Raw genomic sequence first — 13,561 nt, 5'->3', positions numbered from 1 at the left:
AAACCGCAAGTGGCCGCGCGCGGGATTTGCGCAAGATCACAGGATTTTGCGGTACAGCCGTCGCGGGTGGCCGATGTTGCCGTACTGCATCTCGACGCCAATAAATCCGATCTCCACGCAATATTCGAGGTAGCGGCGGCCGGTGGTTTTGCTGATGCCGATGTTTTCTACCACCTGTTCAACCGACCAGCTGCTGTGCGGTGCTGCGTCAAAAAAGCCTTTCACCCGTTCCAGCGTAATCGACTCAATGCCTTTGGTGGATGGCGCGGCAGGCGCGTCACTGGCTGGCAGGTTGAACAGCTTATCCAGCGCCTGTTGATCGACATTCTTCATCTGGCGCAGGGTCTGCACCAGCAGCATGAAGCGCTCCAGCGACGCGCGCAGGCGATGGAAAAACACCGGTTTCAGCAGGTAGTCAAAGGCGCCGCTGCGCATCGCGTGGCTACAGGTTTGCATGTCGCTGGCGGCGGTGATGAAAATCACTGAGCACTCAAAACGCTTCAGCAGCGGATCGTCAATCAAGGTTACGCCCTGACCATCCGGCAAATAGTTGTCGAGCAGCAGCAGGCGTGGCTGATGCGCGGCAATCAGCGCGCGCGCCTGCGCTAGCGTGGCGGCAATGCCGACCACGCGCAGATGAAAGTTCTGCTCAATATATTCACGATGCAGATCGGCCAGATGCGGCTCATCTTCCACAATCACCACATCAAGCGGCTTAGCATTATTCATGGGAAAGTCCTGTTAATGCGGCGGGCTGGAACGGAATAAACACCGAGAAGATGGTGCCCTGCGGTGAGTTGTCGCTGATCTCAATGCTGCCGCCCGCCTGCTGTACATAACCTGCCGCCAGATAGAGGCCGATGCCGTGCTCAGTACCGAACATATCGTCGTTGCTGGACGGCTTGCTGGTGACGCCTTGCTCAAACAGATGCGGTTTAATGCTGTCATCGATGCCGCAACCCTGATCGGCCACTTCGATTAACAGCTCCTGATTACGGCCAGAAATATACAATTCTATCGGGGCGGCGGGCGTTGTGACATTGAGCGTGGCGTCGACGGCGTTATCCAGCAGATTACCGATCACCGACATCAACGCCGTTTCACTCAGCGCGGCAGGAATGCGGCTCAGCTGGCAGGCCGGATCAAATTTCAGCTCCACGCCTTTTTCCCGCGCACTGACATATTTCCCCAGCAGCAGCCCACAGAGCGCGGGTGAGGTGAAGCGCGCCGAGACAAAATCCAGCACCTGCTGCGCGCCAGCTGATTGCGCGTGGATGTAGCGCATCGCGTCGTCGTAACGCTGCATCTGTAACAGGCCGACCAGCGTGGCGGTCCAGTTCAGCTGTTCATGACGCATGATGCGTAAATTATCCGCATAGCGTTTCACCTGGCTCAGCTGGCTGCTCAACGTATTGATGTCGTTTTTATCACGGAAGCTGCATACCCAGCCGCCAGGCTCGCCGGGTTCCAGCTCGATTGCCACCCGGTTAACGATCACCTGACGCTGATTGAGCACGGTAACGTGATCGTGGGTTTTCACCTCATGCTGGCGCAAAAACGCCGCAGGAATCTGCAACACTGCATCCAGCGGTTTTCCCAGCAGTTCACTCTCACTCTGCTGAATATCCAGCAACTCGCGTGCGGCGCGGTTGATGAGAATCAGCTGCCGCTCCGCGTTGACCGCAAACACGCCTTCATACATCGCTTCCAGCAGCGCTTTTTGTTGCAGCACCAGCAGGGCGATATCCTTCGGCTCCAGCCAGAACATCTGTTTTTTCAGGTTGCGACTAAACATCCAGGAAAAAATAAACAGCAGCAACAGCAGCGCCACGCCATACAAACTGGCCTGCCACAGCAGGCTAACGTTGATATTGGCAATATAGGAAGTGAGATAACCCACCGAGACAATGCCAATCACCTGATGCTGGGCATTTAAGATTGGCGCCTTGCTGCGCAGCGACACGCCGATGCCGCCTTTGCGCACCGAAATAATGGTTTTGCCCTGCAGCACCTCGGCATTGTCGCCGCCAATCATCGGTAAATTGAGGCGCTCCGGTGATTCCGAGTGGTAGAGATGGTGTTCTTGCGTGTCGCCAATCACGATATAGCTGGCATCGCTTTGGTTGCGCAGCGGCTGAATCAGCGCGGCGATGCCAGCGATATCACGGCGCGCTACTTTCTCCGCCAGGCCGGGCATCAGCGCAATTTCACTGGCCTGCACCCGCGCGCGCTGTCCCAAATCGTGATGCAGTTGGCGATCGATAAAATGAAACAGAATGGTGCCCAGCAGGGCGAGTAGCAGGCAGGAAAACAGCACCAGCGACAGGAAGAGTTTTACCTGGAAAGATAATCTGCGTTTCATACAACCTGCAGTAAAGAGAAACTGGAGAGAGGCATGGCTGGAGACTAGCACGCGAAAATGCGTGCCGTGACACGCTATCTTCAGAGTTGTGAGCTGGCTTCAATCCCGGCGCGGCTTAGGCGCTGGTTACTGTTGGCACCATGTCAGCGATATTCCCATCTTATTCCTGGTATTCGCCTGCTGTGGCGCTAATCAATCAGCAAAAAATCAATTCACCACGGCTAATCTATGCGCCATTATTTAATCCAGCCTTTCTCTGAGTAAATTCCGGTTTGGCCTGGCAACCATTGACCTTATAACCCGGAGTGGTGAGAATGCCGGGAAAAGTTTTGAATTAGATCGCAAATTTTGGGCATTAAGCCCGTTGCAGTGCGACCGCAAACGCCGCACTGAATTAACGCCACTTGCACTCATCGGAACGCAAAAGACGCGCCGAAGTAATAAAAGTGCAGGGCACACAGCAAATATCGTTAATGTCGTGACGTTCGTTGAGAAGGCCCGTCTGTTGATGCACCTACTCAGCCCCGGTCGGCATTTCTTTTTTTGGTGATGAGCGCGATAAAAACGTCAGCGTTTTTTTCGCTCATTACCAGACAGATAAAAATTTAATTTAAGTACGCCGTGAATGACGTGGTGACGCCATTAAGCCAAATCACCGCAAGATAAAACGTAACTGGCTGAAAATTAACTGAACTCTCGCGAGCGCAGCGCAGCCTTTTTATGCCTGAAAAGTGGGTTTATGCGTAGTCAGTAAACAGGTAGCTGCAAGCCTGGGGCGGTAGCCTGCCTGTTTTACCTGACGAAAGCAGAATAAATCTGCACGGTTTATTTGGCGATTATCTTATTTAGCGATCTTTTTACAGAGAATTAAAGGCCAGTTTTATTTGACCTGAGGAAACTCTGAAATAGACAGGCAATAAATGTTAAGCCGGGCGCAAGCAACGTGCACTGTTAATCACTGCAATGTTCAGCGAATACTTTTTCCGTCCGCAACTTTTACTCCGACAGAGTCCAGAGGTTATATGCAAAATCCCGTTAACGACGTTTTGATCAGCGTCATCGTGCCGGTGTATAACGCCGCGGCGTATCTGGAGCGATGCATTGACAGCCTGCTACAGCAGGAAGAAAGCCGTTTTGAAGCGATATTTATTAATGACGGCTCCAGCGATAACTCGCTCGCGATATTACAGAATTACGCCCACTACCCACATTTTCACATTATCGACAAAACCAACGGCGGCGTTTCGTCGGCGCGCAATCAGGGCATTCGCGCCTCGCGCGGCAAACTGCTGTGCTTTTTAGACGCCGATGATTTTCTGCCGGCCAGCGCGTTTGCCACCTATGTGCGGCTGATGCAAAACAACATCGCCATGGTGGGTGGGGAATCGCAGCACTTCACGCCGCAAGGCGATCCGCTCGATTTCCCGGCCAACAGCAGTGACGCGCGCCAGCTGACCGCTTCGGCGGCGATTAACGATCTGCTCTATTTCAATCCGCGTCACGGCATCTGCGACAAGGTGTTTCGTGGTGATGTGATTCGTCAGCATCAGCTCACCTTCAACGAGGAGATTTATAACTTCGAAGATCTGCTGTTTGTGGTCAATTACCTGCACCTGCAACAGGATCGTCAGGTGATCTTCACCCAGCAGGTGGTTTATTACTATGTGGAATCCACCAACTCCGCCACGCGATCGGCGTTACGCGAAAAGCATTTCTCCTTTGCGCGTTCGTTTAATGGCATGCAGGCGTTTTTATCCGCGCAGCATAGCCGCTGTTATTACCATCTCTATTTAAAAGTGACCTCGTCTTATATCTATAAAGCGCTGCACAGCGACGGATTCAGCCGCGCCTTTATTGATGAATATATTTCGCTCTACCGTCGCAGCTTCAAGTCCTATTTCACATCAGGATTGATGCTCAATCCGTGGAGCCTGTACTTTGCGCTGTTTTTTGTCAGTCCACGACTGGTATCGCGTCTGCGCCGCCTGGCACAGAAATAAACGCTGAGGTTGAGTTGTGAAAGATAAATTAAAAAATTCCCTATGGATGATCGCTGAAAAGCTGATTGCGGTGTTCGGCCTGATATTTGTCACCTCTTATGTGGCGAAATATGTGGGGCCCACCACCTTCGGCATTATCTCGATTTCGATGCTGGTATTTCAGTTCATCCAAAGCATCGCGCTGATGGGCAGCGATGTGATTCTGCTGAAACGCTTATCGCAAAATCATCACTCCGGCATGCGCTTAATGATGGCGACCTTTTTGCTGGTGTTAGTGATTTACGGCGTTCTGGCAGCCAGCGGCATGCTGATTATGGGCGAAGAGTGGAGTGCTGAAGCGCGGGTATTTGTCTGCGCAGCGGCGATTGCCTGTCTGTTTTCTTCGCTTGATCTGGTCAATATCTACAACGAGGCGATGCTTAATGCGCGCCTGAATGTCATCGCCAATCTGGCGGGGCTGGCGATCAGTTTAACCGTGCGCTTCTTTATTTCGTATTACGGTTTGGATCCGCAACTGTTGTCGATTCCGATCGTACTGGCGACCTTTATTCCTTTTGCCATCAAACTGACGATATTCCTGAAATACCATCGTCAGGTACCGATTCCGGCACTGCGCCAGATGAAGAAATATTCCCGCTATATGGTGGCGTCCGGTATTTCTCTGGTGTTTTCCGTGATTGCGGTGGCGATTTATACCCGCGTTAACCAAATCAGCGTGTCGTATTTCCTTGGCGTGAAAGAGGCGGGGATTTTCTCTGTCGCGCTGACGCTCGCCACCGCGTGGGTATTTTTACCCAATGCCTTGCTGGCTTCCTTTTTCCCGGCGTTCTTTGCCGAACGTGACGATCGGCAATCGATTATCAAAGCGCAGAAATTACATCTGCTGGTGATAGGTGTCTCGTCGTTGGTGATTCTGGCGATTTGGTTATTGTCCGGATGGTTTATCCGTGACTTTTACGGTGCGGAGTATCTCGATGCGGTAGCGCCAACGCTGTTACTCAGCGTGGGTGCGATGTGCGCGGTGCTAAGCAGCGTGATGGATCGTTTCATTATTAAGTACAACGGATATCGCTATTTAGTGAAGAAAACCTTCGTGGTGTTATTAATTTGCGTGGCCTCCTCTTTATTGTTGGTTCCTTATTTCGGTTTAAATGGCGCGGCCATGAGCGTGGTATTAACCGAGTTTTTATCTTTCTCCCTGCTTAATTACTTTTTCCCTGCTCAACCCGTAATGCGTATTCATCAAATTTTTATCAATCCCAGGAAACTATGGCTGTTATTTAACAATATCAAAACCTCAGACAGTAAAGAGAGTTTATCATGAATGAAAAACCCCTGTTTAGTCTTATCATTCCCGTCTATAACTCACAAAAAACCATTAAACGTACCTTACTGAGCGTGCTTAAACAGACGTTCAGCAGTTACGAAGTGATTGTGGTTAATGATGGCAGCAGCGATTCAACCGCGAATATTCTGCAGGAGTTTAGTGCTTATTCGCAGGTCACGGTAATTCACCAAATTAATGCCGGTGTCAGCGCCGCTCGAAATAGCGGAATGCAGCAAGCCAGCGGTGAATATGTGTTATTCCTCGATGCGGATGATTGGGTGGATGATAACTTCCTGATGATCTTCAAACAGAATCTCGATGCCTGGCCAGCGGAATCTGTCGATTTGATGGTGGGCAACCTCAACGACAACCGCGTGGGCAAAGTGTCGCAGGCGGGCTTCTTCAGTCAGGAGGACATTCCTTATGTGCTCGGTGAGCTGGAGATGAGTGATAACATCGGTTATCTGCATAACAAATGTTATCGCCGTCAGATTATTGAGGAGTTGAACCTGCGCTTTTTGGAAGGTATCTCGATGAGCGAGGATTTGCTATTTAACCTTAAATTCTTCAGCTGCATTAGCAATTTTCTGGTCACACCGGGTGCGGCTTATCATTATGAAGATGTGGCGGGTTCATTATCGAAGCGTAAAGTGCAATACAGTGAACTGAAAGTACGTAAACAGTTTCTCACCGCACTGTATGATTCGATTATCAGTAAATATCAGGCCAGCGATCTCGACTATTTCCTTAAAGGCATCTCCAAACGTGTGCTGGCGCTGGATATGCAAATCGTGACCGCAATGTATCACTCATCGTTTTCACCTGCGGATATTGCCCAGGAAATTGATCAAATAAAGCGGGGTAAATACTCAAAAGGTATTTTCATCCTGCTGAATAAAAATGAAAAATTGAAGTACATGATTATGAATTTGAATACACTCACAGCGTACTATTTTCTTTATGCACTCTACAGAATGCGCGCATTCTAATTAAATTCTCCCGGCGTTAGCCTCTGGACGCATTTGCTGTATCAGAGGCTAGTGGCCGGGGGAGTTGCTCTTAATGTCATCTGCACCACCCGTGGTAACAGCCCAGCGTTGCCACACCTTTCCACTTTCCTCACGCCTTTCTGCTGACTCCCCGTTACTCCTTCTTGCACTCATTCCGCGTCTCATGTCAAATAGCGCCCCATGCAATCGATTGCGCGCATATTTCGTGCATTTACTGCGGCACAAAACATCAGGATGCGTGAATTTCATCTCATGAAGCGTCATCCTTTGCGTTCCGGCCGGGCGGAGCAGCCCACGCCATGATTGGTAGCCATCTTTGTGGCTGCATGTTGATAAAGCTTGAAATTCTGGAGAGACAGATGGACAACTCACAAACCGGTACGCTTGGCACCGTAGAAACGGCGGCTAAGGGCTGGCGTAAGAGTGATACCGTGTGGATGCTGGGTCTGTACGGTACGGCGATTGGTGCGGGTGTGCTTTTCCTGCCGATTAACGCCGGTGCAGGCGGGCTGATTCCGCTGATTATCATGGCGATTCTTGCCTTCCCGATGACCTATTACGCGCACCGCGCGTTAACGCGCTTTGTGCTCTCCGGTAAAAATCCCGGCGAAGACATTACCGAAGTGGTGGAAGAGCACTTTGGCGTGGGCGCTGGCAAGATCATCACCTTGCTCTACTTCTTTGCTATCTATCCGATCCTGCTGATGTACAGCGTGGCGATCACCAACACCGTGGATAGCTTTATCGTGCATCAGCTGGGGCTGGTTTCGCCGCCGCGTGCGCTGCTGTCGCTGATTCTGATCATCGGCATGATGACGGTGGTGCGCTTTGGCGAGCAGATGATTGTGAAAGCGATGAGCATACTGGTGTTCCCGTTTGTGGCGGTGCTGATGCTGCTGGCGGCTTATCTGGTACCGCACTGGCATGGTGCAGCGCTGGAAACCTTGTCGTTAGATGCAAATGTAAGCGGCCACGGCATTCTGATGACGCTGTGGCTGGCTATTCCGGTGATGGTGTTCTCCTTTAATCATTCGCCGATTATCTCCTCTTTTGCTGTTGCCAAGCGCGATGAGTACGGCGCAGGCGCGGAGAAGAAATGTTCGCGCATCCTGGCGAACGCCCATCTGCTTATGGTCGTGACGGTGATGTTCTTTGTGTTCAGCTGCGTGCTGAGCCTGTCGCCCGCCGATCTGCAGGCGGCGAAAGATCAGAACATCACCATTCTCTCCTATTTAGCCAACCACTTTAATGTGCCGATGATTGCGTGGATGGGCCCGATTGTGGCAATGGTGGCGATCACGAAGTCGTTTCTCGGGCATTATCTGGGGGCGCGCGAAGGGTTTAACGGCATGGTGGTGAAGTCGCTGCGCAGCCGCGGTAAAACCGTCACGCCGCAGCGTCTGAATCGCCTGACCACCGCGTTTATGCTACTGACCACCTGGCTGGTGGCGACGCTGAACCCCAGTATTCTGGGCATGATTGAAACGCTGGGTGGGCCGATTATTGCGATGATTCTGTTCCTGATGCCGATGTATGCCATTCAGAAAGTGCCGGCGATGCGTCAGTACAGCGGAAAAATCAGTAACGTGTTTGTGGTGATCGTTGGCGTGCTGGCGATTTCGTCGATTGCTTATTCGCTGGTCAGTTAAGCATACATATTAGAAAGGTCGCCAGGCATGGCGACCTTGTCATCATTACACCGCAGCCGTTTTAAACACACTCATCGACTGCGCCAGGCGATCCGCCTGTTCCTGCAACGCCTGCGACGCCGCTGAGGCTTCCTGCACCAACGCGGCGTTCTGCTGCGTCACCGCCTCCATCTGCGTAATCGCTGAGTTGATCTCGCTAATCCCGCTGCTTTGCTCGCTGCTGGCAATGGTGATTTCGCTCATAATATCCGCCACGCTCTTCACGCTGTTGACCACTTCACCAATCGTTGAACCGGCGTGCGTCACCAGACGGCTACCTTCATCCACCTGCGCGACCGAATCCTCAATCAACACCTTGATCTCTTTCGCGGCAGATGCCGAACGCGCCGCCAGATTACGTACTTCGGTGGCCACCACGGCGAAACCACGGCCTTGCTCACCGGCGCGTGCGGCTTCGACCGCGGCGTTAAGGGAAAGTATGTTGGTCTGGAAGGCGATGGAATCGATCACGCTGATAATATCGACGATCTTCTTCGAAGAGAGCGTTATGGCTTCCATCTTCTCGATCACCTGTTCCATCACCACACCGCCTTGCTTCGCCACGTTGGAGGTGTTGGCCACCAGCTGATTGGCTTCCCGCGCGTTTTCGGCGTTGTGCTTGACGGTGGCGGTCATCTGTTCCATCGCCGATGCAGTCTCTTCCAGCGAGCTGGCCTGCTGTTCGGTGCGTGATGAGAGATCGATGTTACCGCTGGAGATTTGATTCGAGGCGACAGCGATGGTATCGGAACCGGCGCGCACATCGGAAACGATAGTGAGCAGATTGTCGTTCATCGCCTGCAGCGCCTGCATCAGCACGGCGGTTTCATCTTTACCGCTGATTTCAATGTGCGAGCTGAGATCGCCTGCCGCGACTTTCCCGGCGATTTCCACCGCTTCATTCAGCGGACGCACAATTGAACGCGTCAGCATAAAGCCTAATACGATGGAGGCTGCAATGGCGAGAGCAGAGAAGATTAGCGTCATCTCAATAGCGGACGATCCGTTATCAATAATCTTCGCGCCTTCTTGCTGTAACTGCTGCGATTGCGAATCGGCAAACGCCACCGCGCTCGCCAGGAAAGCGTTTTGCGTAGCGGTAATGGATTTCAGTACATAGGTGCTGGCGGCGTCTGCATCGCCAGCGCGTACCAGCTCAATCAGCTGATGTTTCTCGGCCTCGAATTTGTCACTGGCCGCCAGCAGCCCGGCGATTTTCTTTTTACCCACTTCGGTAACCTGTATCGCTTTGATTTTGTTCATCGCGTTGTTGGTATGCTCAGTGGCTTCGGCGAGTTGCTGATAACGTTTAACGTTATTTTCCGGACGCGTGGTATCAATCACGATGCCACGCAGATATTTAATTTGATCGTTAACACCGTCACGGACGTCAAAACCAAGACGCACTTTCACGTAACGGTCTTCCACAATCGACGTAATACCGGTTTTGATGTTGTTAATTTTGGTAATCGACGTGATGCCGACAATGACTAACAGTGCCACCACTAAACCAAAGGCGATGCCCAAACGGACGCCGACCTTCATATTCTTTAAGCTCAACATTGGTTCTCCCCGTAATGCCAAAAATTGATGTTTTCAAGACGGAAAAGCAGGCAAGGCGCCCGCGTCAGGTTGATGTTTTCTAAGGTAAAAATGGTTACGCAGCGTGACAAATCTGGTATGGCAGCACCAGCGCAAGCGCTATCTGTTATCGGTTGTTAATGTTTTAACTTTAATTTTTTAGAGATGCGTCACGGTTTGGTTAATGACGTTAACCTTGATTTTTGACTGGATGGGAAAGTTAGGCGGGAGGATCCTGGTTGAAGGGTCGCCAGGAATGGCGTAATGCCGATCAGTTAAGCACCTTATCAAATCACCGCACATTCCGTAGCGGCGCGATTTATCGCGCAATGAATTGCGCCGCTACAAGGTGTGCTCTGGTAATTAAGGGTTTTCAGGTCTTAACTGACAAGCATTACGCTATGAACGGTGGCGTTACGATCATTAACGCGGCTTTTTCAGCACGCCGTGGATCACATTCGACAGCTCGTTGATTTCGAACTTCGCCACGTAACCATCGGCACCGACTTTGCGCACGTGATCTTCGTTGGCGCTGCCGGAGAGTGAAGAGTGGATCACCACCGGAATCTGGCGCAGGTTGTTATCGCGTTTGATGTTGCGCGTTAAGGTAAAGCCATCCATTTCCGGCATTTCGAGATCGGTCAGCACCAGCGCGATCTTATCGTGGATCGACTCACCGTTTGCAGCCGCTTCTTTCTGCATTTCGTTAATTTTGATCCAGGCTTCCAGACCGGTGTTGTGCATAATCGCCGGGATGCCCATGCTTTTCAGGCCTTGCTCCAGCAGCTGACGCGCCACTTTGGAATCTTCCGCCACAATCGCCACCTGGCCAGGCTTCAGATTGAAGTCTTTGGCGGTCTCTGCGCTTGGCTCAACGCCGCGCACTGAAGGAATGATGTCATACAGAATCTGCTCAACGTCCAGCACCATCGCCAGATTATTGCTTTGGCCGTCGGTATCCAGACAGGCGATGCTGGTGATGTTGCGGCTACCGATGCCCGCTTCCGCCGTGTGCACCTGGCTCCAGTCGAGACGCACAATGTTCTCCACCGATTCCACGGCAAACGCCTGAGTGCTGCGTGCATATTCGGTCACCAGCAGCAGGTTAAGGCCGGTTTCTGGTTTGCAGCCGGTGACGGCGGGCAGATCGATAACCGGAATAAACTGGCCGCGAATACTCGCCATGCCAAGCAGCGGCGATTGCATGCCAGCGGCGCGGGTGATGGTGGGCATCGGCACGATTTCACGCAGTTTAAACACGTTGATGCCGTACAGCTCAGATTTGCCTTTCAGCTGATCGGAACCCAGTCGGAACAATAGCAGTTCGAATTTATTGGAAAGCGCAAGGTTGGCGCGTTCATCGATCTCTTTCTGAAAATTATCCATCATGGCCTCGGAGCAGATCTGGGCTGAGTAAAGGGCAGGGCAATATCGCCATGATTAACTTATCGGCAGAAGAGAAAAAAAATGAAGGGGGAGATAACGGAAATTTTAGCGTGAGAGCGATCGCCCTCACGCGGGTACCCTTTACTTCAGCAGAATGGCGCGCACGCTTTTGCCTTTGATCTTGCCCTCTTTCAGCTTGATCAGCGCTTTCTTCGCCTGAGCGGCGTCGATGGCAACATAGGCGTGGGTGGCGGTCATATCGATCTTGCCGATCTGATCGCCGCTGAATCCGGCTTCACCGGTCAGCGCGCCGAGAATATCGCCCGGACGGATTTTGGCTTTGCGGCCGCCATCAATGCACAGCGTCATTTTGGTCGCCGGCAGCGATTTGGCGCTGGTGCCTTTCAGCGAGCTGGAGGAAACCCAATTGAGCTTCTGCTGCAGATACTCTTCCAGCGCATTGGCGCGCACCATTTCGTCGGGGGCGACAAAGCTTACCGCCAACCCTTTCTCACCAGCGCGACCGGTACGGCCGATGCGATGAATGTGCACTTCCGGATCCCACGCCAGCTGGAAATTCACCACCAGCGCCAGCGATTTAATATCCAGACCGCGTGCAGCGACGTCGGTGGCGATCAACACGCGGATGCTGCCGTTGGCGAAGCGAATCAGCACGCGCTCACGATCGCGCTGCTCCAGATCGCCATGCAGCGCTAACGCACTGATATCACGCTCGTTCAGCGCGGCGGCAACGTCGTCACACTCGCGCTTGGTGTTACAGAACACCACGCAGGAGGCCGGTTGTTGCTGGCTGAGCAACGCGCCGAGCAGGCTGTGGCGCTCTTTGGCGCTGGCTTCAATAAACTGCTGCTCGATGGTCGGTAACTCGGTTTTATCTTCGGTGGCGACCGCCAGCGCATCGCGCTGAAAACGCTGGCTGAGACTGGCGATGGTATCCGGCCAGGTGGCAGAAAACAGCAGCGTCTGGCGTGTTTCTGGCGTAAAGCCGATGATCGCTTCCATATCGTCGCGGAAGCCCATCTCCAGCATGCGATCGGCTTCATCCAGCACCAGCGTTTGCAGCTGGCTGAGATCAAGGTTGTCGCGCTTCAGGTGATCGAGCAAACGGCCCGGCGTGCCCACCACGATATGTGGCGCATGCACTAAGGAATCACGTTGCGCGCTCATCGGCTGGCCGCCGCACAGCGTCAGAATTTTGATGTTGCGGGTAAAACGCGCCAGCTGACGCAGCACGTTGCTGACCTGATCGGCCAGTTCACGCGTCGGGCACAGAATCAGCGCCTGGGTGTGGAACTGGCTGTTATCGATGCGGTTCAGCAAACCTACGCCAAAGGCGGCGGTTTTGCCACTGCCGGTTTTCGCCTGCGCACGCACGTCGCGCCCTTCCAAAATCGCGGGCAGGGAAGCGGCCTGAATCGGCGTCATGGCGTCGAAACCCATCTCGCGCAGGTTATCGAGTTGGCTGGCGGGCAGTTGCGTCAGGGTAGAAAAAGCAGTCACGGGAAAGTCTCTAATTGCGGGTAGGATGGCGGCGGTCAGTCTGGCAGAAAGGGGCGTGATCGGCAATGGCAAAAGCGCTTCTGCTGCCTGCCTGAAAACCGTTAGCGTTATAGCAGGCTGGTCTCGTTTTTATACGCATACTGTTGCGAATTTCTAATGCTTTTGAGGTTGATTTTATTCTGCAATGAAGGCGCTAAACCTCGACATATTCAACGAAAAAGGAGAATTAGCGTTATTAAACAAGCATTATCAGGGTTTGTTAATGCTTACTTATAAGTATTGTGCTAATGAATGGCTTCGCTTAGGTAAAATTCTGATTAAAACGAATAGCCGATTTGCTTTATATTTACCCCGCCGTTTGGCTAATCAGTAAATACCCATAATATTTCAGAGGTCATTTCATTGAGTCATTATGTCCAGGGACAAAACGAAGACATTCTGAAAATCGTCGGCCGCGCCGTGTTAACGCTGCATCTGCATGGAGAAACCTTATCTTCGGATAAAGTCAGCTCTATGATTGCCTGTTACGCGGAAGAAGAGCCTGTCAGCGACGATGAAAACCAGCGGCTGTATGCGCTGGCGATTCAGATGCTTTCGTAAAATCCAGCACTCACCGGGTGTGCGCATGCCGCCTGTTTATGTCGTACGTAAAGCCTCCTTGCGGAGGCTTTTTTGTTGGGTGCCTT

The 13,561-nt window shown here is 52.3% G+C and carries 10 protein-coding genes; 5 read left to right on the top strand and 5 right to left on the bottom strand.

Annotated elements, in window-relative coordinates; genetic code table 11:
- Positions 1-36: 36 nt before the first annotated feature.
- Both PZBJ_RS10890 and PZBJ_RS10885 read right to left on the bottom strand, forming a co-directional pair.
- Positions 37-729, bottom strand: coding sequence for a response regulator (locus PZBJ_RS10890; protein ID WP_101762503.1), 693 nt, complete (start codon positions 727-729; stop codon positions 37-39).
- Positions 722-2,362, bottom strand: a complete 1,641-nt coding sequence (locus PZBJ_RS10885) for an ATP-binding protein (RefSeq protein WP_101762502.1) — start codon at positions 2,360-2,362, stop codon at positions 722-724. The genes PZBJ_RS10890 and PZBJ_RS10885 overlap by 8 nt, the downstream gene beginning before the upstream one ends.
- Positions 2,363-3,384: 1,022 nt before the next feature.
- Here PZBJ_RS10885 and PZBJ_RS10880 point away from each other — a divergent pair.
- From PZBJ_RS10880 to PZBJ_RS10865, 4 genes are all read left to right on the top strand, one after another.
- On the top strand, positions 3,385-4,362 hold the full coding sequence (locus tag PZBJ_RS10880) for a glycosyltransferase family 2 protein (protein ID WP_101762501.1): 978 nt from the start codon (positions 3,385-3,387) through the stop codon (positions 4,360-4,362).
- 16 nt (positions 4,363-4,378) lie between these two features.
- Positions 4,379-5,686, top strand: coding sequence for an oligosaccharide flippase family protein (locus PZBJ_RS10875; protein ID WP_101762500.1), 1,308 nt, complete (start codon positions 4,379-4,381; stop codon positions 5,684-5,686).
- Positions 5,683-6,678: a glycosyltransferase family 2 protein gene (locus PZBJ_RS10870; RefSeq protein ID WP_101762499.1), complete on the top strand. Its 996-nt coding sequence runs from the start codon at positions 5,683-5,685 to the stop codon at positions 6,676-6,678. Before PZBJ_RS10875 ends, PZBJ_RS10870 begins: the two co-directional genes overlap by 4 nt.
- Positions 6,679-7,058: 380 nt before the next feature.
- Positions 7,059-8,348 carry an HAAAP family serine/threonine permease gene (locus PZBJ_RS10865; protein WP_101762498.1) on the top strand — a complete coding sequence of 430 codons (1,290 nt, stop codon included), beginning with the start codon at positions 7,059-7,061 and terminating at the stop codon, positions 8,346-8,348.
- A gap of 45 nt (positions 8,349-8,393) precedes the next feature.
- Here PZBJ_RS10865 and PZBJ_RS10860 read toward each other — a convergent pair whose 3' ends face one another.
- From PZBJ_RS10860 to dbpA, 3 genes are all read right to left on the bottom strand, one after another.
- Complete coding sequence (locus PZBJ_RS10860; RefSeq protein ID WP_101762497.1) at positions 8,394-9,950, bottom strand: methyl-accepting chemotaxis protein; 1,557 nt, start codon at positions 9,948-9,950, stop codon at positions 8,394-8,396.
- Positions 9,951-10,391: 441 nt separating this feature from the next.
- Positions 10,392-11,354 carry a chemotaxis protein gene (locus tag PZBJ_RS10855; protein ID WP_008105989.1) on the bottom strand — a complete coding sequence of 321 codons (963 nt, stop codon included), beginning with the start codon at positions 11,352-11,354 and terminating at the stop codon, positions 10,392-10,394.
- Positions 11,355-11,495: 141 nt separating this feature from the next.
- A complete protein-coding gene (gene dbpA / locus PZBJ_RS10850) occupies positions 11,496-12,875 on the bottom strand; it encodes an ATP-dependent RNA helicase DbpA (RefSeq protein ID WP_101762496.1) in 1,380 nt (459 codons plus the stop codon).
- Positions 12,876-13,277: 402 nt separating this feature from the next.
- On the opposite strand from dbpA, the gene PZBJ_RS10845 reads away from it, so the two are divergent.
- On the top strand, positions 13,278-13,475 hold the full coding sequence (locus PZBJ_RS10845) for a hypothetical protein (protein WP_039333073.1): 198 nt from the start codon (positions 13,278-13,280) through the stop codon (positions 13,473-13,475).
- Positions 13,476-13,561: the final 86 nt, after the last annotated feature.

It is taken from the genome of Pantoea endophytica (genome assembly GCF_002858935.1).
Taxonomy (GTDB): Bacteria; Pseudomonadota; Gammaproteobacteria; order Enterobacterales; family Enterobacteriaceae; genus Pantoea; species Pantoea leporis.
The sequence above is the reverse complement of the archived record's forward strand: the minus strand, read 5'-3'. Positions and strand labels throughout refer to the sequence as shown.

Excerpts from the sequence above, each read along its gene's own strand:
- PZBJ_RS10890 (WP_101762503.1), bottom strand. The coding sequence starts at position 729 with ATGAATAATGCTAAGCCGCTTGATGTGGTGATTGTGGAAGATGAGCCG.
- PZBJ_RS10885 (WP_101762502.1), bottom strand. The coding sequence starts at position 2,362 with ATGAAACGCAGATTATCTTTCCAGGTAAAACTCTTCCTGTCGCTGGTG.
- PZBJ_RS10880 (WP_101762501.1), top strand. The coding sequence starts at position 3,385 with ATGCAAAATCCCGTTAACGACGTTTTGATCAGCGTCATCGTGCCGGTG.
- PZBJ_RS10870 (WP_101762499.1), top strand. The coding sequence starts at position 5,683 with ATGAATGAAAAACCCCTGTTTAGTCTTATCATTCCCGTCTATAACTCA.
- PZBJ_RS10865 (WP_101762498.1), top strand. The coding sequence starts at position 7,059 with ATGGACAACTCACAAACCGGTACGCTTGGCACCGTAGAAACGGCGGCT.
- PZBJ_RS10860 (WP_101762497.1), bottom strand. The coding sequence starts at position 9,950 with ATGTTGAGCTTAAAGAATATGAAGGTCGGCGTCCGTTTGGGCATCGCC.
- PZBJ_RS10855 (WP_008105989.1), bottom strand. The coding sequence starts at position 11,354 with ATGGATAATTTTCAGAAAGAGATCGATGAACGCGCCAACCTTGCGCTT.